The organism is Plantibacter auratus, assembly GCF_050587365.1.
In the GTDB taxonomy this organism is placed as follows: domain Bacteria; phylum Actinomycetota; class Actinomycetes; order Actinomycetales; family Microbacteriaceae; genus Plantibacter; species Plantibacter auratus.
Genome location: NZ_JBOBFV010000002.1, coordinates 506140 through 531551, shown reverse-complemented (window position 1 = coordinate 531551; position 25412 = coordinate 506140). Strand labels below are relative to the sequence as shown.

Sequence of the window (25412 nt, the reverse complement as noted above, 5' to 3'; positions counted from 1 at the left end):
CGCGGAAGCACCCGACGGGGCCTCCGCTGCGAGCAAGGGAGCTGCTGTGAGCGCGACGACGACCGATCGGCCGGAGACCATCCGACCACCGATCGCACCCGCAGGTTCCGGCGGCCGGCCGACGAAGCGCAAGGTGCCGTTCGGGATGCAGTTCCGTCGCGACTCGCCACTGCTCATCATGGTGACGCCGGCGGTCGTGCTGCTGCTGCTGTTCGTCTACATCCCGCTGCTCGGGAACGTCATCGCGTTCATGGACTACCAGCCGTACATCCCGATCCCGGACAGCCCGTGGGTGGGCTTCGCCAACTTCTCGGCGCTCTTCGGCGATCCGGCGTTCTGGAACGCGGTCTCCAACACCCTCCAGATCACGTTCATCCAGCTGGTCCTCTTCTTCCCGGTCCCCATCGCGCTGGCCATCTTCATCCACTCGCTGACCTGGCCCTGGCTCCGCTCCATCGTGCAGTCGGTGCTCTACCTGCCGCACTTCCTGTCCTGGGTCATCGTCGTCGGCTTCTTCCAGCAGAGTCTCGGATCGGGAGGGGTGCTCAACACCTGGCTGCGGCAACTTGACCTCGGGACCGTCTCCGTCATGTCCGACCCGGCCACCTTCAAGCTCCTGCTTTCCTCGCAGGTGATCTGGAAGGACGCGGGCTGGGGCACCATCATCTTCCTCGCGGCGCTCGCGGCCATCGACGACTCGCTCTACGAGGCCGCCGCCATCGACGGAGCGGGCGCCTGGAGCCGGTTCTGGCACATCACCCTGCCTGGGATCCGGCCCATCATCGTGCTGCTGCTCATCCTGCGGCTCGGCGAGGCGCTGTCCGTCGGCTTCGAGCAGATCATCCTGCAACGCAACGCCGTCGGCCCCGGAGCCGCCGAAGTGCTCGACACCTACGTCTACTACCACGGCGTCATCGACGGGAACTGGAGTACCGGCATCGCCGCCGGCCTCATCAAGGGTCTCGTCGGTCTCGTCCTCATCCTCGTCGCCAACAAGGCGGCGCACATGCTCGGCGAGCAGGGAGTGTATTCCAAATCATGAGCACCATCGTCCGACCGGTCTGGGCGGGGAAACCGAAGCCCGTCGTCCTCGCGCTCAAGGCGCTCGCGATCGTCATGATCCTCGCCGTCATCCTGTTCCCGTTCCTCATCGTGGTCTCCACGAGTGTGTCGACCGCCGAGGACGTCACGGCCGCCGGTGGCTACGTCGTGTGGCCAAAGTCCTTCACGCTCGACGCGTACCAGCAGATCCTCGCCGGGGGCGTGGTCACCCGCGCGATCCTGGTGACGCTGTTCGTGACCGTCGTCGGCACGCTCATCAGCCTCGTCTGCACCGTGTCGGCAGCGTGGGCCCTCAGCCGGCGTTCGTTCTTCCAGCGCCCCGTACTGATGATCGTGCTCGCCACGTTCCTCTTCACCCCGGGGCTCATCCCGCTGTACCTGATGGTGAAGCAGCTCGGTCTGCTCGACAACGTCTGGGCGCTCATCCTGCCCGGTGCGTTCAGCGTGTTCAACATGGTGGTCGTCCGCGGCTTCATGATGGGCATCCCGCAGGAGCTCATCGACAGCGCGAAGATCGACGGCGCCGGGGAGTTCCGCATCCTCGGCACGATCGTCCTGCCGCTGTCCCGCGCGGTGATCGCCGTCGTCGCTCTCTTCTACGCGGTCGGGTACTGGAACGCGTTCTTCAACGCGCTGCTGTACATCAACGACACCTCCAAGTGGACGCTCCAGCTCGTCCTGCGCACCTACGTGCTGCAAGGGTCCTCGCTCGTCGGTGGAGCTTCGGACGCCTCGGTGCTGCCACCGGCCGAGTCCCTGCAGATGGCCGTCGTGCTCATCGCCATCGTCCCGATCCTCATCGCCTACCCACTCGTGCAACGCCACCTCACGAAGGGTGTGCTGACCGGCGCCGTCAAGGGCTGACCGGTCCGCACACCTCCACCCGGCACCGTCGCCGGGACCTCACCCGCGCCCCTGGCGCCAGCCCCACCTCGAAGGAGACCACGATGAACGACACCACCTCCGGCCTGTCACGCCGCACCTTCCTCACCGCGGCCGGCGTCGGCCTCGCCGTCCTCGGCCTCGGTTCCGCGCTCGCCGGCTGCACGCCAGGCGGCGCGACGTCCGGTGCCGCGGGTTCCGGAGCCCTCGTCCCGCTGCCCACGTACGTGCCGATCACGAAGGGACCGACCCCGGACCTCGCCGGCTCGGCCACGGTCCAGCCCGTCTACCTCTCGGCACCGAAGGAGGCCGAGCTCTTCACCTCGGTGTCCGGGAAGGCCGCCGTGAGCGGCACGGTGTCCGGGTTCGTCATCTCGTACAGCCCGCCGGCACCCGCGTCGAACAGCTACCTCCAGGCGGCCGAGCAGGAACTCGGCTGCAAGCTCGACCTGCAGGTGGTCCCGGCCGACTCGTTCGCGCCCAAGTTCGCGACGGTCATGGCCGGCGGCAGTGTGCCGGACCTCGTCGAGTTCCTCGCGTTCCAGCTGCCGCCGTCCTACCCGCAGCTGCTGAAGGCCCAGTTCGCGGACCTGTCCGACCACCTCTCGGGCGACAAGGTGAAGGCATACCCCAACCTCGCGAACCTGCCCACCCCGTCCTGGGAGGGCTGCCGGATCAACGGCCGGATCTACGGCGTCCCGGTGAACCGCCCGCCGTTCGGCAACATGCTCATCTCCCGACCGGACGTCATCAAGGACCTCACGGGAGCGGAACCCGCTCCGAAGACGAAGGACGAGTTCACCGAGCTGTGCAAGGCGGTCACCGACGCCAAGCGCAACCGGTACGCGATCAGCGGGCAGAGCAACGGCGACAGCGTCGACTGGGGGTACGACTTCATGGGCGCGATGTTCGGGGTGCCGAACGGTTGGGAGCTGCAGGGCTCGAAGCTCGTCCACAAGTGGGAGTCGGACCGCTGGCTCGAGACGCTGTCGTACATCAAGGAGTTGAAGGACGCCGGGTACTACCACCCGGACACCCCGAGCATCTCCGGCTCCCAGGCGAAGACCTACATGGCCAACGGCACGGTGCTCATGCACCAGGACGGCATCTCGGCGATCATCGACCCCAGTGCCCCCGAGGGCGTGGTCTACGACGCGATCCTCCCGTTCGCGGCGGACGGCGGCGACGGCATCGTCTACCAGGGCTCGTCGATGTTCTCCTTCACCGCCATCAAGCAGGCGGACGACGCTCGCGTGAAGGAACTGCTGACGCTGCTCAACCACCTCGCGGCGCCCTACGGCAGCACCGAGGGGTTCTTCCTCCAGTACGGCCGGGCCGGCGAGCACCACACGCGTGAAGCGGACGGTCGCGTCGTCCTGACCGAGGCGGGATCGGCACAGATCGGCCCCACCTCGCTGAACCGGCTCGCCGCCGCACCACAGATCCTCGCGAGCGCGGTGCCGATGGAGGAACGGCTGCGTCGCTCGCACGCCTGGCAGGAGCAGGCCTCCCCGATGCTCCAGAAGAGCCCGATCACCGGGCTGTACTCGGAGACCGCGGGCAAGACGTCGTCGTCGACGAACGCCCTGTCGTCGACGATGAACGAGTACGTCCTCGGCCGGACCGGTTTCGACGCCGTGAAGTCGGGCATCGCCTCGTGGAAGAAGTCGACGAACGACAAGGTCCGTGCGGAGTACCAGGAGCAGCTCGAGAAGCTGTCCTGACGGCGGCCGGCGGTCAGGCGCGAGGTCTGGCCCACATGACGACGCCGTACCAGGCGATGACCGCCACGACACCGGCGATCAGCCCTCCGAGGACGAGGTCGCCGAACGGGTCGTCGCCCGCGACGCCGTTCAGGGTCCAGATGCCCAGGATCACTGCGGCGGCGAGGGCCGACGGGGTCAGCCAGCGCACCGCGTCGCGGAGCAGACCCGGCTTCGGGGCCCGGCGCCGGGCCGACCCGAGGGCGCCGATCACGGAACCGAGGATGGCAAGCCCGGCGAGGACCACCGTGAAGAGCCCCGGTGCCAGCGCCACCGTCCGGGCCCAGGCCGCGGCATCGGCGTCGGTACCGGCGACCGTCCCGGCCGGGAGGTCGAGGACCACGCCGAGGTCGTCGCCACGGACGTCGAGCGGCCATCCGCCGTCGTCGTCAGGCGTGAGCTCGATGGTCGCCGTCTCGCGGCCGGAACCACCCTCGGACGCCGCCGGTCGCCAAGTCCCTGCCTCGGTGGGGGTCCACCCGGCATCGACGGCGTCGTCGAGGAGTTCGTCGTCGGCGGTGAAGCTGAGCCGGAACGGCCCCTGCGCGACGTCCTCGTCCCAGGCGACACCGCTCGTCCAGCCGTCGAGGAACCCGACCCAGCTGACCCGGTCGACGTCCCGTCCATCGACAGTCGCGGAGACGGCCGGCCTCGTGGCGGTCGTCTGGATCACGACGTCGCGCAGGCCGGTGCGCACGTCGGCGAAGGTCGTTCGGAGCAGCAGCCGACCCTCCGCGCGTTCCGTCGTGAAGGGCGCGTCATCGCCATCGACCGTCACCCGATCGACCGTGAGGCCCAGGTCTTGGCCGTCGACCACGGCCGGCCATTCGCGCACCACCTGGGCGGGCACCGAGCCCTCGTCGGAGAAGTCCACACCCAGGCGTTCGGTCACGCGCAGTCGCGCACCGTCGCCGTCGGTCCGCGTGAGCTGCGCGTCGAGGTCGGCTGTCGCGATCGTCGTGAGGGTCGATCCGGGGATGTCGCCCGTGTAGGAGCGCGCGGTCTCGGGCTCCAGCGACGAAGCCGGGAGGACGTTCACTGCGACGATCGCGCCGACGACGAGGAGCGCGGCGAGCACCCGGACGGCGATCCGCGGGCCGGTCAGGAAGCCCGCTGACGACCCGTCGGGCGGCGAGGTGGGATCGGTCGAGGCCGCCGGCATCGTGATCTCCGGGGCGATCAGGGCCGCCACGCGCCGGCCGGTCGCCCGAGGTGGGGCGCCGAGCACGGCGTAGGGCAGGAGACGGTCGCGCAGGGAGGCGCGATCGAGCAGCTGCGTCCGTTCGGCGAACACCCGGATGCCGAGCAGGTGCTGCTTCACGAGCGCACCCTTGCGAGTCAGTGGCCGGGCGGTTAGGGCGATCGCGAGCACGATGGCGGCGAAGACGGTCGAGAGGGCGACGAAGGCGAGCGGCCACCACACCACCGCGAGCACGGTCTGATGGGAGAGCTGCCGGACGATGCCCCACTGGAGGAGGGTCAGCGCGATCGGTGCGGCGATGAACCAGTCACGCACGAAGCCCTTCGGCACCCGGCGGAGACCCGCCTGGATCTGCCCGGCGCGTTCCGGCCCGGTCAGGTACCGGCGCAGGGCACGGGGTCGGTCGCCCAAGCGGCCGGCCCGCTTGGCGGCACCGGCCGCCGCGATGAGGCGCGCCTGTCGTTTGGCCTGCTGCTTCGTGCCGCTCACCGCGGCGTCCTTGAGTCGTTCGGCGAGCTCCATCGTCGCGGGCGACCGGAGGAGGTGCGCGGCGATGCGCGGCGAGATGCCCTCCGGCGGTTCCGACTGGGCGAGGTACCACGGACGTCCACGCGCATCACCCCACGCGACCGCACGGGCCGCGAACGACAGCAGGAGCGTCGCAGCGAGGACGAGCATCGGCAGGACGGGGCCGAAGGTCTGCACCCAGAAGATCCAGGACTGCGGGGGCATCGTGATCGAGCCGGCTTCGAACGGCATGGTGAACCGCGCCTGCGCGTGCGGTGGGGCCGCGTCGTCGCTCGTGAACGCGTAGGCCACCTCGCCGGGTGGGGCGTCCGGCTCCGGGGTCAGCCACTGCCCGGCACCCACGAGGGTCCATGCGAGGGAGCCGCGCGGTTGCCGGACGAGACGGTCGTCGAGCTCCTGTGGGATGGTCACCCGCACGTCGAGCTTCGCCACGGCCTGCTGCAGGTCGGGGCCGAACACGTCCCACCGGAGCAGGTCGACGGGCTGCCCGGTGGCGGGGTCCGGAGCGACGTAGGCGAGATCGGAGAGCCGGTACCGGATGACGAGCTCGTGGTCGCCCGTGAGCTGCTCGCCGGGATCGACGACGAGCCTGAGGAAGACCGCGGCCCGCTCCCGGGTCACGTCCTGCTTCACGCCGTCCAACGTCACCGTGATCCCCGACGGCTCGAGGGCGTGCCCCTGGTACTCGGTCGCGAGCACCCGCTCGATGGCGCGGTCGTCGAGGTCCTTCGGGAAGAACGCGTCGATGCGCTCCTCGACGTCGGTGACGAGTCGGCCGTCCTCATCGGTGGTCACGCGGTAGTCGGCGCTGAAGGAGCGGGCGATCCAGGTGTCGGTGACGTCGGATGCCTCGTCGGTGAGGTCGTCGAGAGTGAGGGGCGGGTTGATGACCGGGCCGACGAGGAGGAGGATCCCGCCGACGGCCACGAGCCCCCAGAGCTGCCACAGCCCGCCGCGGAGGCGGGAGCCGCCACGAGACTGCAACCATCGCTCGACCCGCAGGAGCCAGGCGGAGAGGACGGTCCACAGTGGCGTGTGCCGGGGCGCGGGATCCGGGATGCGGCTGTCGGGTTCGCCCACGCCGTCCGGTTCCGTCACGTCGTCGAGTGTAATCCCGTGGCGTCGCGCGCCCGGACGCCAGCCGTCGCTCGGCGACGCCGGGAGCTCAGCGACGCCGGGTGTTCAGCGACGCCGAGAGCTGAAGGCGACCGCCTGGTGACCCGTCTCGGTGACGTCGCGCTCGGCCGCGGCCCGCTCGCGGTCCAGGTCGAGCGACCGGGAGAGGAGCACGTACGCGATCGCGGACGCGGCGAGACCGATGAACAGGGCGAGGTCGGCACCGCCGAGCGCCTGCGCGATCGGACCGGTGAACCACACCGTGACCACGAACGGGATCATCGCGACGATGCCGATCGCGTAGGCGAGGAGGCCGCGCCAGCCCCAGGCACCGTAGACGCCGTTCGGGGTGAAGATGTCGCGGACCACGTAGTGGCCCTTCCGCACGAGGTAGTAGTCGACGAGGTTGATCGAGGTCCACGGCACGAGGACGTAGAGCAGGACGACGAGGAAGCTGCTGAAGTTCGCCAGGAACTCGCCGGTGCTCAGCAGTGAGCCGATGACGGCGGCCGTCGCGATGGCGAGACAGGTGACGACCCGCAGGGTGCGCGTCGGCCGGACCGGTCGGATCGAGTCGATGATCGTGATGGTCTCGATCGAGGCCGCGTAGATGTTCACGGTGATGACGCTGATGAGTCCTGGCAGTGCGGCGACGAGCAGCCAGGTGCCTGAGCCGGGCAGGATGGCGTCGGCGGCGTCACGGACTCCTTCGAGCGGGTCGGCGCCCTGGAACGCGCTGGCGACGAACGCTCCGAGGCCCATCAGCCAGACGGCACCGACGAACACGCCGCCGTAGGTGTAGAACAAGGCCCGCCCGGGGTTCGTCTGCGGCGGGAGGTAGCGCGAGTAGTCGGAGACGTAGGGTGCCCAACCGAGCGCGTACGCTGCGGCACCACCGAACTGCACGAGGAACGCGACCCAGCTGAAGTTCGCGAGCGACAGCGCGTCGGCCGGCAGCGGCACAACGAAGGGGACGACGACCGTGAACAGCCCGAAGGTGATGAGGAACAGCGCGGTGAGCCACGACTGCGTCCGGTGGATCCAGGAGTACCCGAAGATCGCGAGGAGGACGGCGACGCCGCTGATGAGCACATACCAGCCCGCACCGGCGTCGACTCCGGTCGTCATGGTGAGGACGTCCGCGCCGAGCATCTGGTTGAACATGTTGAAGCCGACGAGGCTGAAGACGACGATCGCGCAGATGAGGACGACGCCGCGGTAGCCGAACTGCGCACGCGACTGGATCATCTGCGGGAGTCCCAGCTGCGGCCCCTGTGCGGAGTGGAAGGCCGTGAACACGGTGCCGACGGCGACGCCGAGGACGATCGCGAGGAGGGACGTCGCGAGGTTCGCGCCGAGCGCCGCACCGAGCATGCCGGTCGCCAGGGTCGTGACCTGCGCGTTCGACATGAACCAGAGCGAGAACAGCGAGCGCGGGCGACCGTGACGCTCATTGAGCGGGACCCAGTCGATGGAGCGGGATTCGACGAGGGACGGCTGGGCGTCACCCGCTCCGGCGGCGGAACCGGACGGGGGAGTGGGGGCGGCGGGTGTCGCCATGGCTGGCCTCCAGGGCTCGGGCGGTCGAGGAGTGCGACGGGCAGCCGGGGGTCTGCCTCAGGTCGGGGACTCGCTCGTGCCGACGACGGTATCCGCAGCCCACGGACCGGCACAATCGGCCATGCCCCGATCCCAGCCATCGGGGAACACGATGGTCCCGTTCGCGAGGGCTTCGTATGATCGCTGGATGACCAGCACCGACCCCTCGGGGTTCACCGACCACGCCGACCACGACGCGCACAGCATCCGGGTTCGCGCTCAGGAACTCAGCCCCGTCCTCGGCGACCTCGACGGTAACCTGCGCACGATCGAAACGGCCGTCCGGGACGCTGTCACGGACGGGGTGCAGCTCCTCGTGCTGCCCGAACTCGCGACGAGCGGCTACTACCTGGGCAGCCCGGAGGCGGCTCGCGCCGTCGCGCTCCCGAGCGACGCGTCGGTGTTCACCGAGTGGGCGTTGCTGCTCCCCGAGGACGCCGTGGTGGTCGTCGGGTTCTGCGAGCTCGACGGCGAGGAGATCCGCAACAGCGCCCTGGTGCTCGGCGCCTCGGGTGTGCTCGGGGTCTACCGGAAGGTGCACCTGTGGGACGAGGAGCAGTCCGTCTTCGTGGCTGGTCGCGAGACCCAGCCGGTGGTCGAGACGCCGCTCGGCCGGCTCGGCATCCTCGTCTGCTACGACCTCGAGTTCCCCGAGGTGCCGCGGGGCCTGGCGCTCAGGGGCGCGGACCTCCTCGTCGTCCCGACGAACTGGCCCCTGGTCGAGCGCCCGGAGGGCGAGCGGGCACCCGAGGTCGTCCAGGCGATGGCGGCGGCACGAGCGTCCGCGATCCCGATCGTGTGCTGCGACCGCTCCGGCACCGAGGCCGGCAACCCCTGGACCGAGGGAACCACGATCATCCCGGCCGACGGGTGGCCCGTCGGTGGGAAGGACGCGCGGGGACGGGTGGACGCGACCGTCCGGATCGACCGGGGCGCGACCCGGATCGGTCCGCGCAACGACGTCCTCGCCGACCGGCGCCCCGAGCTGTACGGCGCGGTGACGGGAGAACGCTCCTCGCTAGGCTGACCGCATGACCCTCGCGCAACTCCGCGCCTTCCTCGCCGCCTACGAGAGCGGCTCCTTCACTGCCGCAGCCGCCGAGCTCGACAGCAGTCAGGCCTCCGTGTCGGAGCTCGTCAGCCGCCTCGAGCGCGAGATCGGCCTGCAGTTGTTCGCCCGCGGGGCGCGTCGGCTCGTCCCGACGGCGGCCGCCGAGGAGCTGCGCGAGCACGCCAGACGCGCGGTCGCCGCGATCGACGGTGGGCTCGACGCGCTCTCGGCGATCACCTCCCTCGACGGCGGCGTGTGCACCTTCGGCGTTCTGCGCAACGCCGCCTACTACGAGCTGTCCGACCTGGTGCAGCGCTTCCACCAGCGCTACCCCAACGTGCGCGTGCGACTCGTGGGGTTGAACTCGGCACTCGTCGCGGACTCCGTGGCGAGCGGCGAGATCGAGGCCGGGCTCGTCGTCCTCCCGGTGCCCGTCGCGGGCCTCGCCATCCGGCCCCTCTTCCGCGACGAGGTCTTCTACGCCTCCACCACCAGGGATCCCGCCGCGGGCCCGGTCGGGATCGACGAGTTCGCGGACGCCAAGCTCGTGCTCTACGACGCCTACGCCGGGTGGCGGGATCCCACTCGGCTGCAACTGCTGGAGCGCGCTCGCCTGCAGGGACGGTCGATCGAACCGGCCGTCGAGGTCGAGCACGTGGAGACCGCCCTGAGCCTCGCGGCGACCGGGGCCGCGGACACGATCGTCTCCGGCACGGTCGCCCGCACCGGCGGGTTCCCGGAGCAGCTCACGCTCACCCCCTTCGCCGAACCGCTCTACGACACGATCGCGCTCGTCCAGCGCGAGGGCGCCTACCTGTCGCCGGCCACCGCGCGGATCGCGGAGCTCGCCGAGCACACGCTGCTCGCGGCGGCCGAGCCCGACCAGGTGATCGCGACCACCCCGAGGCGCTGAGCGTCGCTTGCGAACCGGCGTATCGGATGACCCGATGGCTCGCGCAGGCACGTCCCCCGTTGTCGCCCTCACGCCGCGTTCGTACGCTCGCACCATGCGTTTCAGTCCTCCTGTGCTCCAGTCCCTCGACGGCTCCTTCCGTCACCTCAAGACCCCGCTCGTCGACGCCCCACCGGCCCAGCGCGACCCGGCCGTCATCGAGACCGTCTCCGCGATGCTCCTCGACATCGAGCGGCGCGGCATGGACGCCGTGCTCGACGCCGCGCGACGGCTCGACCGGTACGAGGGCGGCGACGTCGAGCTGACGGCCGAGCAGATCGCGACCAGCGGCGACCGCCTCCCCGCCGACCTCCGCGCCGCCATCGACCTCGGCGGCGAGCGCACCCGGGCCTTCGCCCAGGAGCAGCGCTCCCACCTGCAGGACTTCGAGACCGAGCTCGTCCCCGGGCTCGTCACGGGCGTGAAGTACGTGCCCGTCTCCCGCGTGGGCGCCTACCTCCCGGCCGGCCGGTTCCCGCTCACCGCGAGCGCGTTCATGACGGTCGGCGTCGCCAAGCAGGCTGGTGTGCCGACGGTCATCGCCTGCACCCCGCCGCAGCCCGACGGCGGCGCGAACGACGCCGTCGTCTACGCCGCGCATGTGTCCGGCGTCGACCGCGTCTTCGTCCTCGGCGGTGTGCAGGCGCTCGCCGCGATGGCCTACGGTCTGCTCGGCGAGCTGCCGATCGACATGCTCGTCGGTGCGGGCAACGCCTTCGTCGCCGAGGCCAAGCGGCAGCTGTTCGGCACGGTCGCGATCGACCTCCTCGCCGGTCCGTCCGAGGTGGCCGTCCTCGCGGACGAGACCGCGGACCCGATCCTGGTGGCCGCGGACCTGCTCGGGCAGGCCGAGCACGGTCCGAACTCGCCGGCCGCGCTCGTGACGACGTCGGAGGAGCTCGGCCGCGCGGTCATCGCCGAGGTCGAACGCCAGCTCCCGACGCTCTCGACCGAGTCGATCTGCGGGCCCGCCTGGCGCGACTACGGCTCGGTGACCGTGGCCGACGACCGCGAGACCGCCGCGGCGCTCATGGACGACCTCGCCCCGGAGCACCTCGAGGTCATCACGGCGGACGACGCCTGGTACCACGAGCGGTTGCTCAACTACGGGTCGATCTTCCTCGGTGCGTGGAGCACTGTGGCGTACTCGGACAAAGGCATGGCCGGCACGAACCACGTGCTCCCGACCGCCGGCGGCGCCAAGCACAGTGCCGGGCTCTCGGTGTCGCGGTTCCTGAAGCCGCTCACCTACCAGCGGATCGCCGAGGCGGCGACACCCGAGCTCGCCGACGCGGTGCAGGTCATCTCCGATTCGGAGGGGATGGCGGCGCACCGCGCGACGGCGACGCTTCGCACGGCCCGGCTCAGCTGAGGCGGTCGGCGGCACGGCCCCACTCCGGTCCCGGAGTTCCGATCTACGGTCCCTGAGCTTGTCGAAGGGCATTTCGACAGGCTCAATGACCGGGGCGATGGCTCAATGACCGGGGTGATGGCTCAATGACCGGGGTGATGGCTCAGTCACCCTGGCGGAGCGCGTGCTGGGCCTCCTGCACCGCCTCGTCGAAGTCGAGTTCGGGCTCGTGGAGGATCCGGGCGGTCGCGCGAGCGTGCGCGCGGGCCTCGCGCTCGACCGCCTCGGACGCAGCTGTCTGCTCGACGGGTTCGATCGAGGGCTCACCGATCGTGGCGAACGCACGCGTGAGGCTGAGCTGCACCTCGCGGTCGCCCCGGCCGAACTGCCTCGCCAGCAGCTCGGCGAGTGCCGACGCCTCCCGCTCCGGGACGACCCCTGCAGCGGTGCGCCAGGCGGCTCGGGCGACCTGATCCTCCTCGTCCTCCAGCAGTGCGAGGGTGATGGCCGACCAGGTGCGGGGGTCTCCGGTCTTCGAGAGGGTGTGGAGCGCCTGACTGCGAGCCTGTGGGAAGACCGACCCGAGTTCCTCCATCAGCCGAGGAACGGTCACCTCGGGGTCGTGCCGCACGAGTGCCCAGGTGAGCATGTCGCGCACGAAGAAGTCGGGCTCCACGGCGCAGCGGTCGACGAGGACCTCGATATAGGCGGTCCTCGGGGTGGTGCCCGCAGCGAGTGCAGCCTGGAGCCGGTCTGAAGAGGCCGGCACGCGGAGGGCGCGGGCGAGCCCGTTCGCGGCGGCGTCGTCGTATTCCGAGGACATCTCGACCACCTTCCGGGGTGTGGGGACGGGTTTCCAGCGTAGGTGTCCGGTGACGCCGACGGCCCCCTATGACGGCGCTCGTCGTGCGGACAGCCAGACTGGACCCATGATCACCATCCACCTCCGCTACCAGATCGACCCCGAGCAGCTCGACACCTTCACCGAGTACGGGCGGCGCTGGATCCGCCTCGTGAACCGGCTCGGTGGCGACCACCACGGCTACTTCCTCCCAGCGGAGGGCGACAACGACGAGGCGTTCGCGCTGTTCAGCTTCCCGTCGCTCGCCGCATACGAGCAGTACCGCATCGCCGCGGCGACGGACCCGGAGTGCATCGAGGCCTACGAGCTCGTGCGGGGCACCGGCTGCATCGTGCGCTTCGAGCGTCGCTTCCAGACACCGCTCTTCGGCGACGAGGCGGACCTCCGACCCTGAGCCTCGGTGACCCTGAGCCTCCGTGAGCGTCAGTAGGGCGCGCGGAACGTCAGGGTGAACCGGGTCGGCGCGTCCTCGGTGAGGAGGGACCCGTTCAGGAGTTCGGCGCGTTCGCTCAAGCCGACGAGGCCGTGGCCCGCGGACGACCACGAGCTGTCCGACGTGCGTGCGGGTCGGGCGTTCCGGATGACCACGGTGACCTCGTCTGCGGAGGCTTCGGCGCGCACGTCGACCGCGGCGCCCGGCGCATGCTTCCGCGCGTTCGTCAGTCCCTCCTGCACGGTCCGGTAGATCGCCCGCTGCACGGGTGCGGGGAGGCCGTCCGGCAACTCGATGGCGGAGGTGACGTCGATGCCGCTGTCCGCGATCAACCGGTCGAGGTCGTCGACCGTCGGTTGCGGGGCCAGCGGCGCATGACCGGTCTCCGCGCGCAGCAGCGTCACCATGTCCCGCAGCTCGTCGAGCGTGCGCGACGCGAGCGAACGGATCGTCACCGCCATCCGCTTCGTCCCGGGTTCCTCGGTCTGCACCTGGATCGCGCCGGCCTGGACAGCGATCAGACTGACCTGGTGGGAGACGACGTCGTGCATCTCCCGGGCGATGCGCGTGCGCTCCTCGACGAGGACGTCGGAGGCGATGCGTGCCCGCTCGCTGCGTCGGACCTGTTCGAGGTCGTGTATGCGGTCGAACAGTTCGCGGCGGGTGCGGACGAGCAGGCCGAAGGCGATCGGTGCCGCTGCGTAGAGCGCGGCGTACACGATGGACAGGATCGTGTAATTGGGCGACGTCCACCCCCACCACGGCACCGCGGCGAGGACGAAGACCACGGCGCCCGTCGTGACGAGCCGCCAGCGTCGCCGTTCCCGCACCGCGACGGAGAAGAGCGACGCCAACCCGGCCAGGGTGGCGAGGTTGAGGGTGAAGGCCGGCACGGCGAGGATGAGCGACAGCCACGGCCAGCGTCGCCGGAAGATCAGACCGACGGCAGCGGCGATCGCCAGGCCGGACTCCCAGGGCGTCGCCCACTCGAGCGTCGTCAGGCTCTCGACGGCCGCCGCCGCGATGAGGGCGAGTTCGAGGAGGACCGACCAGAGCCGCGAGCGCCGCTTCACCGGGGGTCCGCTTCGTCGCCGCGGACCCCGGCACGCTCGGCGATGATGGCGGCTTCGAGTCGGGTCGTCACCTCGAGTTTGCCGAGGATGGCACTCACGTGGTCCTTCACGGTCGCGCGGCTGAGGTGCAGTGCCTCGCCGATCTCGGTGTTGGACGCGCCCGTCCGGAGCGCCGCGAGCACGTCCTGTTCGCGGCCCGTCAGCCCGGACAGTCGCTTCGCCGCCTCGCGGTCGGCGGTGCGGGCGAATCCGCCGACGAGCGTCCGGGACACCTGCGGCGAGAGCACGATGCCGCCCGCGGAGAGGGATCGGAGCAGCATCGGAAGCTGCTCCGGGTCCGTGTCCTTCACGAGGAACCCCGCGGCACCGCTGCGCAGAGCTCGGGCGATGTAGTCGTCGGAGTCGAAGGTGGTGAGGATCGCGACGACGGGCGGGTCGTCCCAGGTCTGCAGCTCGTCGAGGATGTCGAGCCCGTTGCGCCCGGGCATGCGGACGTCCAGGAGGACCACGTCGGGACGGCTCGAGCGGATCGCCTCCACGGCGCCGATCCCGTCGACCGAGGCGACGACCTCGATGTCCTCGACGGCACCCAGGATGAGTTCGAATCCGGACCGCACCAACGCCTCGTCGTCGACGATGGCCACTCCGATCACGGTGTCCTCCTCAGCTCGACTCTCACCCTACGAGTCCCGGGAACCGGGCGGCGACGGCCGGGAGGCTGAACCCGCCAGGTGGCGGGGGTGGAATAGCCCGCAGCAGGATGCGCGTCGCGCCGACCCGGGCGGATACTGAAGCGCCCCGGTGACGTGCGCGCCACTCGGAGCATCGACATCGAGGGTGTCGATCGAACGTCCGGGGGAAGCACGATGCGAGAACAGTCATGACACGAGTGCGCGTGGAGCAGCGGATCCCGCTGTCGAAGCCCTTCCACGCCGCGGGCGAACTCGAACAGCTCGAACGCGTCCTCGCCGGAGACCACGTCCACGGCGACGGTGCCTTCACCGCGTCGGCATCCGAGCGCCTCAGGGACCTCACGGGCGCGCCGCACGTGCTCCTGACCACCTCGGGGACCCACGCGCTCGAGATGATGACCCGCCTGATCGGCGTCGGTCCCGGCGACGAGGTCATCCTGCCGACCTTCACCTTCCCGTCGGCGGCGAACGCGGTCGTCCTCGCCGGAGCGACGCCGGTCTTCGTCGACAGCGACCCGGTGACGGGCAACCTGGATCCCCAGCACGTCGCCGACGCCATCGGACCACGCACGCGGGCGATCTCGGTCATGCACTACGGCGGTGTCCCCGTGGACGTGCCCGCGTTCCAGCAGCTCACGGGCGAGCACGGGCTGCACCTGCTCGAGGACAATGCGCACGGCCTCGGGGTCGCCGGCGACGGTGTCCGCCTCGGCACGGTCGGAGCGATGGCGGCCCAGAGCTTCCACGACACGAAGAACGTGCACTGCGGCGAGGGCGGCGCCCTGCTCATCTCCGACGAGACCGTCCTCCTCCGCGCCGAGATCATGCGCGAGAAGGGGACCGATCGGGCCCAGTTCCTCCGCGGGCAGGTCGACAAGTACAGCTGGGCGGACCTCGGGTCGAGCTACCTGCCGAGCGAGCTCAACGCCGCCGTCCTCGACGCCCAGCTCCGCGACTTCGACGTCATCCAGGGGCATCGGCATCGCATCTGGGACCGCTATGCGGCCGAACTCGCCGAGTGGGCTCACGATCGCGGCGCGACGCTCATGGACCCGCCCGGTGGCGTGCATGCCGCGCACCTGTTCTTCCTCCTGCTGCCGGATGCGCAGGTGCAGCAGGAGTTCCTGCGTCACCTCCAGGCGCACGGTGTCGGAGCGGCCTTCCACTACGTGCCACTGCACTCGAGCGCGGCGGGCCGGCGCTACGGCAGAGTGGTCACCGAGCCGCAGCACGCGGTCCGGTTCGCCGAGCGTCTCGTCCGGCTCCCGTTGTGGCCGGCCATGACGGACGACGAGGTGGACCGGGTCATCACGGCGGTCCGCGCGTTCGGACCCGTGACACCAGCGGCACCAGCAGCACCTGCGGCACTCGCAGCGACGGCATCGACGGGACAGGACTCCATATGGGCATGATCGGGCAGGGGCTCCGAGCCATCCGCGGCGAGGGCGTCCGATCGACGCTCTGGCGCGCCGCGCACTTCGCCGACGGACGGTTCAACCCGATGCGGCGCAAGCCGACGGACCTGTACCCGAGCGACGCCATCGCCGCGGACTGGACGGTGCCGCGGAACTTCAACGCCGTCGAGTTCCCGGAGGGCCCCTACGAGGTGGCGTGGTTGATCTCGCCGCCGAGCCGGACCTCGGGCGGGCACCAGAACGCCTTCCGGTTCATGGAGTTCCTCGAGCGCGCCGGGCACCGGCTCACGATCTACCTGTACCAGGCGTCGGCCCAGCCCGCGGTCGACATCCCCGGGATCAGGGCGATGATGGCCGCGAGCAGCGCGTACCCGGAGCTGCAGGCCGACCTCGTCCGGTACGACCCGACGATCGGCATCGCGCCGGGCGCGGACGTCGTCGTGTCCTCCGACTGGCAGACGGCCTACCCCGCGTTCCGCTACGAGGGGCCGGCCAAACGGTTCTCCTTCGTGCAGGACTTCGAACCGTGGTTCTACCCGGCCAGCAGTGAGTACGTGCTCGCGGAGAACACCTACCGGTTCGGGTTCCACGGCTTCTCCGCTGGGCCGTGGCTCGCGCAGAAGGTCGCGGACGAGTACGGGATGAGCTGCGACCACTTCGACTACTCGGTCGACAAGCAGCACTACTCGCACGTGAACGACGCGCCCCGCACCGAGATCCTGTTCTACGCCCGCCCGCCGACTCCTCGACGCGGTTGGGAGATCGGCGAACTCGCCCTGACCGAGTTCCACCGGCTGCGGCCCGACATCACGATCAACCTCGTCGGCTGGGACATGTCGGGATACGAGACCGGGTTCCCGTTCGTCAACCGGTCGGCGATGGACATCTCGGAGCTCAACGCGGTCTACAACCGGTGCGCCGCGGGTCTCGTCCTCTCGCTGACCGACATGTCGTTGCTGCCGCTGGAGATCATGTCCTCCGGCGTCGTGCCCGTCGTCAATGACAGCCCGAACACGACCGGGGTCCTCGACAGCGAGCACATCGAGTACGTCCCGTTGTCGCCTGCGGCCATCGCCCGTCGCCTCGTCGACATCGTCGAACGGCCCGACGCGGTCGAGCACGCGAAGCGGATCTCGGCGTCCATCACCGCCGCGGACTGGTCCGACCCGGGCACGCAGTTCGTGGCGCAGTTCGAGCGCGCGATGCGCACGTCGATCTGACGAGCCTCCGCCGCGTCAGCCCGCCCGCACCTGTCGGCCACGCGAGTCGAAGTCGGGCACCGTGGCGGTGGTAGCCGCTTCGCGCGAGCCGAGGGCGGTGAGCGCGAGCTCGACCGCCTCCCGCACGCTCAAGCCGGTCGCCGTGAGGGTGTTCAGCTGCGCGAGGGCCTCGGGATCCACGATGACGACCGAGACGGGCGACTCGGGCCCCGCCTCGCCCACGGCGGACCCGGCGCGAGCCCGACGGGTGGCGAGCCCGCGAGCGATCCACGCCCGGTTCCGCTCGACGTCGATCTTCAACAACCGTTTGTTGTTCCGGACCCGTTCGGCGACGAGTCTGCCCTCGTGGATGTCGGAGTACACCTGCCAGCGCGGGTAGAGGAGCCGGGTCGCGAGGTCGGTCGGTCGCAGTGGGATCGGGAGGTCGTCGATGAAGTCCTGCAGCACGGCGTCGGCGAGCGCCTCGCGGAGCGGTCGCCGACGCAGGGTGTCGTCGGGCGAAGCTGGGAACGGCAGGGTCATGGGGATCCGGTGGTCAGAGGTCGGGTATGGTCCAGTGTCACTCCGGGTCCTGCGCCCCGGGTGGACTTCACCTGGAAACCACCCCGGAACCAACCCCTGCAATCCGTTGACCGTGCAGGTGCCGGTCTCATCGCACGGACCTGATCGGCAGCACGGCGAGTCCGCCGAGGACGGCGAACACGATCGCCGCGACATACAGCGCGTGATAGTTCTCCCCGCCACCGAGCGCGAGCAGGGGGACGGCGACGATCGGTACGAGCAGCTGTGGGAGCTGGTACGACAGTGAGACGATGCCGAGGTCCTTGCCGGCCTCGTCGAACGACGGCAAGACCTCCGTCATGAGGGCGATGTCGACGGACACGTAGGCCCCCTGCGCCGCTCCGACGATGAAGATGCCGACGAGGAACACGGTGACGTCGGGGGAGATGATCGCGACCCCGAGTCCGACCGCGCTCAGGAGGCTGGAGACGAGCACGATCGGCTTGCGTCGCCCGGTCCGGTCGGAGATCCAACCGAACAGGACCGTCATGGCGATGTTCCCGACCGTGAAGATGATGAGCGCGTTCGCCTGGACGCCCGAGGCCTGCTCCTTCGGGATGCCCAACTGGTCGATGATGAAGAACAACAGGTAGATCGACACCGAGACGATCGACATCGTCACGAGCAGGCGGCAGGCCCACGCCCAGAAGAAGTCGCGATAGCGCACGGGGTTCAGCCAGTACGTGGACAGGATGTCGGCCACGCGCAACGGCGGAGCAGGGACAGTCCGCACGATGTCCCGGAGCCCGAACACGAGCGCGGTGCTCAGCACGCCGCCGATCAGGCCCGGCACGACGAACCAGGTCCACCGCGCGTCATTGGGGAGGGCGGCGACGATCTGCGCACCGACGATCAGGGCGAGCCCGCCCGAGACGCTGGCGGCGGCCGCGACGCGCGCCCTGATCCGTGCCGGGATCTGATCGGCGAGCAGCGCGTGCACCGCCATGTTCGTCGCCCCGAAGCCGAGCTGCACGATGCTCCACCCCAGGATCGTCACCGCGAGGCTGTCACCCGTCGCCAGGATCGCGACCCCGCCGAGCGCCACGATCGCACCGCCGAGCATCCACGGCCGCCGCATCCCGAAGCGCGAACGCGAACGGTCGGACAGCCGGCCGAACAGCGGCGTGATGATCATGATGACGATGCCGCCGACCGCCGCGACGATCGAGAGGTTCGTCCCTTTGGTCGCATCGTCGAGGAACGCGAGGGCCTTGGGGATCGACGCCCCGCTGATGGTGCCGAGCGCCAGCGTGACCCCGAACCAGGCCAGGACGAACAGCGGCAGGAAGCCGCGCGCCTGCGGTGAGCCGGGGACGGCGTCCGGATCGACCGCCGCCACGGGGACGGCGTCACCGATCCGCGGCTCCGGCTCGACGGGGCCCGTGGACGGACCGGTGGGTGGGGTGTGAGCTGACATCATCGTCTCCTCGGCTGGGTCGGTTCGGGCGCGAGCGCGTTCGTCCCGTAGGCCTCACGGAGCGCGGTGGCCTGGACCGCTTGCCACTCCCTCGCGCCCGCCATGACGGCCGTGAGACCACCCGACGCATGGACGTGGCCGCGCCCGATCCACGTCATCGTCGGGACCCCCGCCTCCACGAGTCGGCCTCCGTACGCCAGACCCGCGTCGCGGAGCGGGTCGTGCTCGGCGACTTGGATCAGCGTGGGTGGCAGGCCCGAGAGGTCGCCGGCCTCGAGCGGGGAGGCATAGGCGTCCGCCGCCCGCGGACCGCCGAGGTAGAGCGGCACGAGTGCCTCCGCGTCGTCCAGCCCGAACCCGCGCGCGTACCGTGTGGCGGAGTCGCCCGACGGGGTCAGCGACACCGCGGGGACCTCGAGCGCCTGATGGACGAGGGGGAGGTCACCCGAGTCACGCAGGTGGAGGACGGCGCTCGCCGCGATCCCGCCACCCGCCGAGTTGCCGGCGATGCCCAGGCGGCCTGGATCGACGTCGAAACGGCTCGGGCCTGCTTCGGAGGTCAGGACCTGCAGGGCGTGGATGGTGTCGTCGACGGCGGCCGGATAGGGGTGCTCGGGTGCGAGCCGGTATCCGAGCGCGACGACCTGGATCCCGGCGGCGAAGGCCCTGGCTGCGAGCAGTCGGTCGTTTAGGAGCTCGTGGACGGTGCCGGACGTGAAGCCGCCGCCGTGCAGCGCGAGTTGGGTCGGCGCCGGAGACGGGAGCCCCTCCGGGCGGTACCGGCGGAGCTCGAGCGGCCCGGCCGGTCCGTCGATCCAGCTCGAGGTGATCTCGACCGACGGTGGCGCGGGTTCGGTGAACTCCTCCGCCAGGAGGTCGGAGAGCCGCCGCGCCGCCTGCCGACGGAGGGCGAGGTCCGAGGAGCGGAGTGCCGGCAGCTGCTCCGCGTGCTGCTCGATCCGCGCAGCCCAGGCGAGGATGCCCGGGTCCAACCGCAGCTCCTCCACGGACGTCACCGCGAGGCCTCCGCCGGCTCGCGGAGCGGCGCGCCGTAGCTCACCGGCTCCTCGTGCAGCGTCCGCAGGGTCGTGATGACGTCGCGGTGCAGGTGGTCTGCGGCCGGGACGTGACCGGTCAGCCCGCCGGAGGTGTGCGTCTGCCCGATGTAACGGACGCAGCTCACCGGCACGCCGGCCTCGCTCAGCACGCGGGCGTAGGCCTCGCCGTCTCCGCGGAGCGGGTCCATCTCCGCCGTGTAGATGACGGCCGGTGGCAGATCCCGGTGGTCGGTCGCGAGGAGTGGCGACGCGTACGGTTCGTGCTGCGTCGCCCGGTCCGGCCCCAGGTACTGGAGCACGAGCTGGCGCGCGAGGCGACGCAGGATGGCACCCGGCACCTGCGTGATCCCGCGGGCGTCGAGGTGTCCGCGCGTCAGGTCGAGCGCCGGAGCCTCGAGCAGCTGCAGCCGGATCGGCCGCTTGGTGCGGTCCCGGTTCATGAGGGTCACGGCGGCGGCGAGGTTCCCGCCCGATGATGCACCGCCGATCGCGAGTCGGTCGGGGTCACCGCCGAGTGAACGCGCGTGTTCGGCCGCCCACTCGAACACGGACCAGCACTGCTCCGGCTGTGCGGGGTACCGGACCTCCGGGGCCAAGGAGTACTCGCCGGCGACGATGATGACACCGGCCTCCCTGGCGCGGCGACGGAACCCGGCGTCCCAACCGATCCAGTCGATCCCGGCGATCGTGAAGCCACCGCCGAAGAAGTACACGAGGACGGGTCGGCCACCGGACACACCGTCGGCCAGGGCGGGGAGTCGCTGCTGGTCGGGCCAGTAGACGCGGAGCCGTGCGTCCGGGTGGCCGGGCACTCGGACGGTGTGGTCCTCGGTCGCTGCCACGAGGGTCTCGGTGCCGAGCGCCTCGGAGGACACCCGGTCGAAGGCGGCCGCGTGTGCACGCCGCCCGGCGGGATCCTTCGGCTCGGGCGTCTGCAGCGCTGCCAGACGCCCGGTGATCGCCGTGACGAACGCGTCGACGGCGGGCTTGCTCCGAGCCATGGTGTTCCTCCGATCCCGGCATCGATGCCGTGTCCGGTTCGAGTATCCGCTATCGAAGAACTTCGATCAAAGAACTTTTTACGAGCTAGGATCGTCGGAGGAGGTGCGCCATGGACGAGCGACCGCAGAAGGCGACGATCTACGCGGTGGCCAAGCGTGCCGGCGTGAGCATCTCGACCGTCTCCCTGGCCATCAACCACCCGCAGCGGGTGAACGAGGCGACGCGACGATCGGTCATCGCCGCAGCGACGGAGCTCGGTTACCGCGGTGGTGCCGCCGCGAGCGGTGCTCAGCGGATCGCCGTCGCTGCGCCGTTCTCGAGTTACGCCTCCTACTACCGGCGACTCTCGGGGATCATGGAGCGCGCCGCGATGGACTCGGTCGAGATCGTCGTGCACGACCTCCCCTCGGCGGCGGGGAGCGACAGTCCCGTCCTCGACGCGCTGCCCATGCGAGCGGGGATCGACGGCATCGTGGTGATGGGCGTGCCGCTGTCACCGGCCGCGTTGGAGTCGAAGGCGCTCCCCGGCCCGCCGGTCGTCCTCGTCGACGTCCCGGACGGCGCGCAGCGGCGGCTCGGGCTGCCCTCCGTCCTCATCGACGACGAACGGGGTGGTGAACTCATCGCGCGACATCTCGCGGAGCTCGGTCACGAACGCGTGATGTTCCTCCACGAGCCGCAACGCTCCGAGGAGTACGTGTCGGCCGGCATGCTGCGGGCGCGCGGCCTCGGTCACCTGCTCTCCGTCTCCGAGGCCGTGGCCGACGTCGCCGCGACAGACCTCGTCGAAGCCGTCGGTGCCGCGCTCGAGCGGGCGTTCCGGGTCGATCCGGAAGCGACCGCCGTGGTCGCCAATCACGACGAGCTGGCCGCCGCCGCGCACCGGGCGTTCCGCGTCACCGGCGCGCACCTGCCCGTGGGACGCTCGCTCGTCGGCTACGACGACGGACCGCTGGCTTCCGCGCTCGACCTCACGACGGTCCGCCAGCCGTTCGAGGAGTCCGGGTACGCGGCGCTCGATCTCCTGCTCGGTCGGCTCTCGGGTGAGCACGCCCGCGTCTCATCGGTCCAGCTCGCACCCGACCTGGTCGTCCGAGGCACCACCTTCCGCGTCTGACCCGACCTCGCGAGCGCCCGCCGCCGCGACTCTGTTAGCCTCGACGCACGAACACCACCGTTGAGGGAGGAATCGTCATGGGCAACGACGCCGGACGACAGGACCGAGCACGCGCAGGATCGAAGCGGGACGGAGCGCTGCAGCCCGCGGGTGGCGGGGAGGCGGAACCCGTCCTGGTCCAGGATCCGGAGCTGCCGCCCACGGCGGTCGACGAGGCCGACCTCGCCCCGAGATGGACCCCGGCGAAAGTGATCCTGTGGGTCGCCATCGCCTTGCTCGGCGGTCTCGCCTGGACGATGCTCGCCCTCGTCCGGGGTGAGACGGTCAACGCGATCTGGTTCGTCTTCGCGGCGGTCTGCACCTACCTCATCGCCTACCGCTTCTACTCGAAGCTCATCGAACGCAAGCTGCTGCGCCCCGACGACCGACGAGCCACCCCGGCCGAGTACCTCGCCAACGGCAAGGACTTCGTCCCCACCGACCGCCGGGTGCTGTACGGCCACCACTTCGCGGCGATCGCCGGAGCCGGTCCACTCGTCGGCCCGGTGCTCGCGGCACAGATGGGCTACCTGCCCGGCACCATCTGGATCATCATCGGCGTGATCCTGGCGGGTGCCGTGCAGGACTACCTCGTCCTCTTCTTCTCGATGCGCCGCGGCGGCCGCTCCCTCGGCCAGATGGCGCGCGACGAACTCGGTGTGATCGGCGGGACGGCGGCGATCATCGCGACGCTCGCGATCATGGTCATCATCGTCGCGATCCTCGCCCTCGTGGTCGTCAACGCGCTCGGCGAGAGCCCGTGGGGTGTCTTCAGCGTCTCCATGACGATCCCGATCGCACTCTTCATGGGCGTGTACCTGCGCTTCATCCGGCCAGGCAAGATCACCGAGATCTCGATCATCGGTTTCGTCCTGCTCATGTTCGCGATCGTCGCCGGCGGCTGGGTCGCCGAGACCGAGTGGGGCGCCGCGGCGTTCACCCTCGACCGCACGGTCATCGCCGTCGGGATCATCGTCTACGGCTTCGTCGCCGCGATCCTGCCGGTGTGGCTGCTCCTCGCACCACGCGACTACCTCTCCACGTTCATGAAGATCGGCACGATCGTCATGCTCGCGGGCGCGATCGTCCTCGTCCGCCCGGAGATCACGGTGCCGGCGTTCAGCGAGTTCGCCGGTGGCGACGCCGGCCCGGTCGTGAGCGGCTCGCTGTTCCCGTTCCTCTTCGTCACGATCGCGTGCGGCGCCCTCTCCGGCTTCCACGCGCTCATCGCGTCCGGCACCACGCCCAAGCTGATCGAGAAGGAGCGCCAGACCCGTTTCATCGGGTACGGCGGCATGCTCATGGAGTCGTTCGTCGCGATCATGGCCCTCGTCGCGGCGCTGTCGATCGACCGCGGCATCTACTTCGCGATGAACTCCTCCGCAGCGGCCACGGGCGGCACCGTCGAGGGCGCGGTCGCCTTCGTGAACTCGCTCGGCCTCGCCGGAGTGAACCTCACGCCCGACGTGCTCACGCAGACGGCGGCGAACGTGGGGGAGGAGTCGATCGTCTCCCGCACCGGCGGTGCGCCGACGCTCGCCCTCGGCCTCGCGCACATCATGCAGCAACTCATCGGCGGCACGTCGCTCATGTCGTTCTGGTACCACTTCGCGATCATGTTCGAGGCGCTGTTCATCCTCACCGCGGTCGACGCTGGGACGCGCGTGGCACGCTTCATGCTGCAGGACACCTTCGGCAACATCATCCCGAAGTTCCGCGACCCGGACTGGCGGGTCGGAGCGTGGATCTGCACCGCGGTCATGGTGGCGGCGTGGGGAGCGATCCTCATCATGGGCGTCACCGATCCACTCGGCGGCATCAACACCCTCTTCCCGCTGTTCGGCATCGCGAACCAGCTACTCGCCGCCATCGCGCTCGCCGTGTGCATGGCGATCGTGGCGAAACGCGGGAACTTCCGCTGGCTGTGGATCGTCGCCGTCCCGCTGGCGTTCACCGCCGTGGTGACGATCACCGCGTCGATGTTCAAGATCTTCTCGCCGGTTCCGGCCGTCGGCTACTGGGCGCAGAACGCGGCGTTCCGTGAGGCGCTCGCGGCGGGCGAGGACAGCTTCGGAAATGCACCGACGCGGGCGGCGATGGAGGCGGTCGTGCGGAACACCACCGTGCAGGGGGTGCTCTCGATCCTGTTCGTGACCCTCGCGATCATCGTCATCTTCTTCGCGATCCTCCACACCGTGCGGTCGTTCCGCTCGGGTGGCGGGCCGAGTTCGGAGGATCCGGCGCTGCCGTCGCGACGGTACGCGCCGTCGGGGCTCATCGCCACGAAGGCGGAGAAGGTGCTCGAGCGCGAGTGGTCGACCGTGGACGCCGACAAGCGACCCGCGCGGTCGGGGCACTGATGGCCGGCTTGCGGCGGGGTTGGGCGTCGGTGCGGTGGTTCGTCACCTCGCTCATGGGTGACACCGCCTACGCCACGTTCGTGGACCACCAGCGTCGCGTCCATCCCGACGCACCGGTTCCCGACGAGCGCACATTCTGGCGGGAGCGCTTCGCGGAGCAGGACCGGACGCCCGGTTCTCGCTGCTGCTGAACGCGCGGGGCGCTCGTGCCGTCGCGTCCTACTGGTCCACCGCGTGGACGGAGAGGACGACCTGCTCCTCCGGCACGAGCGCCTCGAGAGCCTTGCGAGCGCTCGGGTAGTCGCGGCCCTCTGCCTCGATGGTGCGGGTTGCCGTCGGTCGGAAGACCGCGGTGCCGACGAGGTCGCCGTTCACCCGGCCGCCGCCGTGCAGCCCGGCGAGGGCGTGACCGGGCGGGGTGGAGGCGAGGACGGCGGCACGCAAGGCGGCGACGTCGGGTGCGGAGGCTTCGGTGGTGATGGTCGCGCGGTCGCGGACGGTGGCGATGAGCTTCACCCGTCCAGCCTACGGAACGTCGGGTTCCGGGACGAACCCCTTCCGGTCCCTGCCGAGGGACCTCCCGAATCCGGTGATCCTTTCCCGGTCCCTGAGCCTGTCGAAGGGCACACGACGGATCTCCTGCTCCGGTGATCTTCTC

At 70.3% G+C, this 25412-nt stretch carries 22 protein-coding genes; 12 read left to right on the top strand and 10 right to left on the bottom strand.

Annotation, left to right across the window (positions count from 1 at the left end):
* Positions 1-46 precede the first annotated feature (46 nt).
* From ACQ3HE_RS09670 to ACQ3HE_RS09660, 3 genes are all read left to right on the top strand, one after another.
* The gene (locus tag ACQ3HE_RS09670) at positions 47-1042 is read left to right on the top strand and encodes an ABC transporter permease (RefSeq protein ID WP_338000138.1); all 996 of its coding nucleotides are present in this window, start codon (positions 47-49) and stop codon (positions 1040-1042) included.
* A complete protein-coding gene (locus ACQ3HE_RS09665; RefSeq protein ID WP_079704680.1) occupies positions 1039-1926 on the top strand; it encodes a carbohydrate ABC transporter permease in 888 nt (295 codons plus the stop codon). Before ACQ3HE_RS09670 ends, ACQ3HE_RS09665 begins: the two co-directional genes overlap by 4 nt.
* Positions 1927-2009: 83 nt before the next feature.
* Positions 2010-3668, top strand: coding sequence for an extracellular solute-binding protein (locus tag ACQ3HE_RS09660; RefSeq protein WP_430892459.1), 1659 nt, complete (start codon positions 2010-2012; stop codon positions 3666-3668).
* Positions 3669-3681: 13 nt separating this feature from the next.
* Here ACQ3HE_RS09660 and ACQ3HE_RS09655 read toward each other — a convergent pair whose 3' ends face one another.
* Positions 3682-6534 carry a hypothetical protein gene (locus tag ACQ3HE_RS09655; RefSeq protein WP_430892457.1) on the bottom strand — a complete coding sequence of 951 codons (2853 nt, stop codon included), beginning with the start codon at positions 6532-6534 and terminating at the stop codon, positions 3682-3684.
* A gap of 84 nt (positions 6535-6618) precedes the next feature.
* Positions 6619-8112 carry a purine-cytosine permease family protein gene (locus ACQ3HE_RS09650; RefSeq protein ID WP_430892456.1) on the bottom strand — a complete coding sequence of 498 codons (1494 nt, stop codon included), beginning with the start codon at positions 8110-8112 and terminating at the stop codon, positions 6619-6621.
* Positions 8113-8299: 187 nt separating this feature from the next.
* On the opposite strand from ACQ3HE_RS09650, the gene ACQ3HE_RS09645 reads away from it, so the two are divergent.
* From ACQ3HE_RS09645 to hisD, 3 genes are all read left to right on the top strand, one after another.
* The gene (locus ACQ3HE_RS09645; RefSeq protein ID WP_430892455.1) at positions 8300-9178 is read left to right on the top strand and encodes a nitrilase-related carbon-nitrogen hydrolase; all 879 of its coding nucleotides are present in this window, start codon (positions 8300-8302) and stop codon (positions 9176-9178) included.
* Positions 9179-9182: 4 nt separating this feature from the next.
* Positions 9183-10115 carry a LysR family transcriptional regulator gene (locus tag ACQ3HE_RS09640; RefSeq protein ID WP_079704685.1) on the top strand — a complete coding sequence of 311 codons (933 nt, stop codon included), beginning with the start codon at positions 9183-9185 and terminating at the stop codon, positions 10113-10115.
* Positions 10116-10209: 94 nt separating this feature from the next.
* The gene (gene hisD / locus ACQ3HE_RS09635; RefSeq protein ID WP_430892454.1) at positions 10210-11526 is read left to right on the top strand and encodes a histidinol dehydrogenase; all 1317 of its coding nucleotides are present in this window, start codon (positions 10210-10212) and stop codon (positions 11524-11526) included.
* A gap of 142 nt (positions 11527-11668) precedes the next feature.
* Here hisD and ACQ3HE_RS09630 read toward each other — a convergent pair whose 3' ends face one another.
* A complete protein-coding gene (locus ACQ3HE_RS09630) occupies positions 11669-12328 on the bottom strand; it encodes a HEAT repeat domain-containing protein (RefSeq protein ID WP_430892453.1) in 660 nt (219 codons plus the stop codon).
* Positions 12329-12434: 106 nt separating this feature from the next.
* Here ACQ3HE_RS09630 and ACQ3HE_RS09625 point away from each other — a divergent pair, with 106 nt between their 5' ends.
* The gene (locus ACQ3HE_RS09625) at positions 12435-12761 is read left to right on the top strand and encodes an NIPSNAP family protein (protein ID WP_430892452.1); all 327 of its coding nucleotides are present in this window, start codon (positions 12435-12437) and stop codon (positions 12759-12761) included.
* A gap of 29 nt (positions 12762-12790) precedes the next feature.
* On the opposite strand, the gene ACQ3HE_RS09620 is transcribed toward ACQ3HE_RS09625, so the two are convergent.
* Together ACQ3HE_RS09620 and ACQ3HE_RS09615 are read right to left on the bottom strand one after the other, a co-directional pair.
* Complete coding sequence (locus ACQ3HE_RS09620) at positions 12791-13873, bottom strand: sensor histidine kinase (RefSeq protein ID WP_430892450.1); 1083 nt, start codon at positions 13871-13873, stop codon at positions 12791-12793.
* Entirely contained in the window at positions 13870-14526 is a 657-nt protein-coding gene (locus tag ACQ3HE_RS09615; protein WP_124768339.1) for a response regulator, read from the bottom strand. The genes ACQ3HE_RS09620 and ACQ3HE_RS09615 overlap by 4 nt, the downstream gene beginning before the upstream one ends.
* 227 nt (positions 14527-14753) lie before the next feature.
* Between ACQ3HE_RS09615 and rffA the strand changes: the two genes are divergently transcribed.
* Together rffA and ACQ3HE_RS09605 are read left to right on the top strand one after the other, a co-directional pair.
* The gene (gene rffA, locus ACQ3HE_RS09610) at positions 14754-15977 is read left to right on the top strand and encodes a dTDP-4-amino-4,6-dideoxygalactose transaminase (protein WP_430892449.1); all 1224 of its coding nucleotides are present in this window, start codon (positions 14754-14756) and stop codon (positions 15975-15977) included.
* On the top strand, positions 15974-17200 hold the full coding sequence (locus tag ACQ3HE_RS09605; protein WP_430892448.1) for a rhamnosyltransferase WsaF family glycosyltransferase: 1227 nt from the start codon (positions 15974-15976) through the stop codon (positions 17198-17200). Before rffA ends, ACQ3HE_RS09605 begins: the two co-directional genes overlap by 4 nt.
* A gap of 15 nt (positions 17201-17215) precedes the next feature.
* Here the strand turns inward: ACQ3HE_RS09605 and ACQ3HE_RS09600 are convergent, their stop codons facing one another.
* From ACQ3HE_RS09600 to ACQ3HE_RS09585, 4 genes are all read right to left on the bottom strand, one after another.
* Positions 17216-17722 (bottom strand): hypothetical protein, encoded by a 507-nt coding sequence (locus ACQ3HE_RS09600; RefSeq protein ID WP_430892447.1) that lies wholly within the window; start codon positions 17720-17722, stop codon positions 17216-17218.
* 127 nt (positions 17723-17849) lie between these two features.
* Positions 17850-19178 carry an MFS transporter gene (locus tag ACQ3HE_RS09595; RefSeq protein ID WP_430892446.1) on the bottom strand — a complete coding sequence of 443 codons (1329 nt, stop codon included), beginning with the start codon at positions 19176-19178 and terminating at the stop codon, positions 17850-17852.
* Positions 19178-20194: an alpha/beta hydrolase gene (locus ACQ3HE_RS09590; protein ID WP_430892445.1), complete on the bottom strand. Its 1017-nt coding sequence runs from the start codon at positions 20192-20194 to the stop codon at positions 19178-19180. The genes ACQ3HE_RS09595 and ACQ3HE_RS09590 overlap by 1 nt, the downstream gene beginning before the upstream one ends.
* The gene (locus ACQ3HE_RS09585; protein ID WP_430892444.1) at positions 20191-21237 is read right to left on the bottom strand and encodes an alpha/beta hydrolase; all 1047 of its coding nucleotides are present in this window, start codon (positions 21235-21237) and stop codon (positions 20191-20193) included. Before ACQ3HE_RS09585 ends, ACQ3HE_RS09590 begins: the two co-directional genes overlap by 4 nt.
* A gap of 110 nt (positions 21238-21347) precedes the next feature.
* Between ACQ3HE_RS09585 and ACQ3HE_RS09580 the strand changes: the two genes are divergently transcribed.
* The 3 genes from ACQ3HE_RS09580 to ACQ3HE_RS09570 all read left to right on the top strand — a co-directional run bounded on the left by ACQ3HE_RS09580 (position 21348) and on the right by ACQ3HE_RS09570 (position 24945).
* Positions 21348-22355, top strand: coding sequence for a LacI family DNA-binding transcriptional regulator (locus ACQ3HE_RS09580; protein ID WP_430892443.1), 1008 nt, complete (start codon positions 21348-21350; stop codon positions 22353-22355).
* 77 nt (positions 22356-22432) lie between these two features.
* Positions 22433-24754: a carbon starvation CstA family protein gene (locus ACQ3HE_RS09575; protein ID WP_137242608.1), complete on the top strand. Its 2322-nt coding sequence runs from the start codon at positions 22433-22435 to the stop codon at positions 24752-24754.
* Positions 24754-24945: a YbdD/YjiX family protein gene (locus ACQ3HE_RS09570; protein ID WP_426738131.1), complete on the top strand. Its 192-nt coding sequence runs from the start codon at positions 24754-24756 to the stop codon at positions 24943-24945. Before ACQ3HE_RS09575 ends, ACQ3HE_RS09570 begins: the two co-directional genes overlap by 1 nt.
* Before the next feature lie 28 nt (positions 24946-24973).
* Here ACQ3HE_RS09570 and ACQ3HE_RS09565 read toward each other — a convergent pair whose 3' ends face one another.
* Complete coding sequence (locus ACQ3HE_RS09565) at positions 24974-25270, bottom strand: hypothetical protein (RefSeq protein ID WP_079704698.1); 297 nt, start codon at positions 25268-25270, stop codon at positions 24974-24976.
* Between the last annotated feature and the right edge of the window lie 142 nt (positions 25271-25412).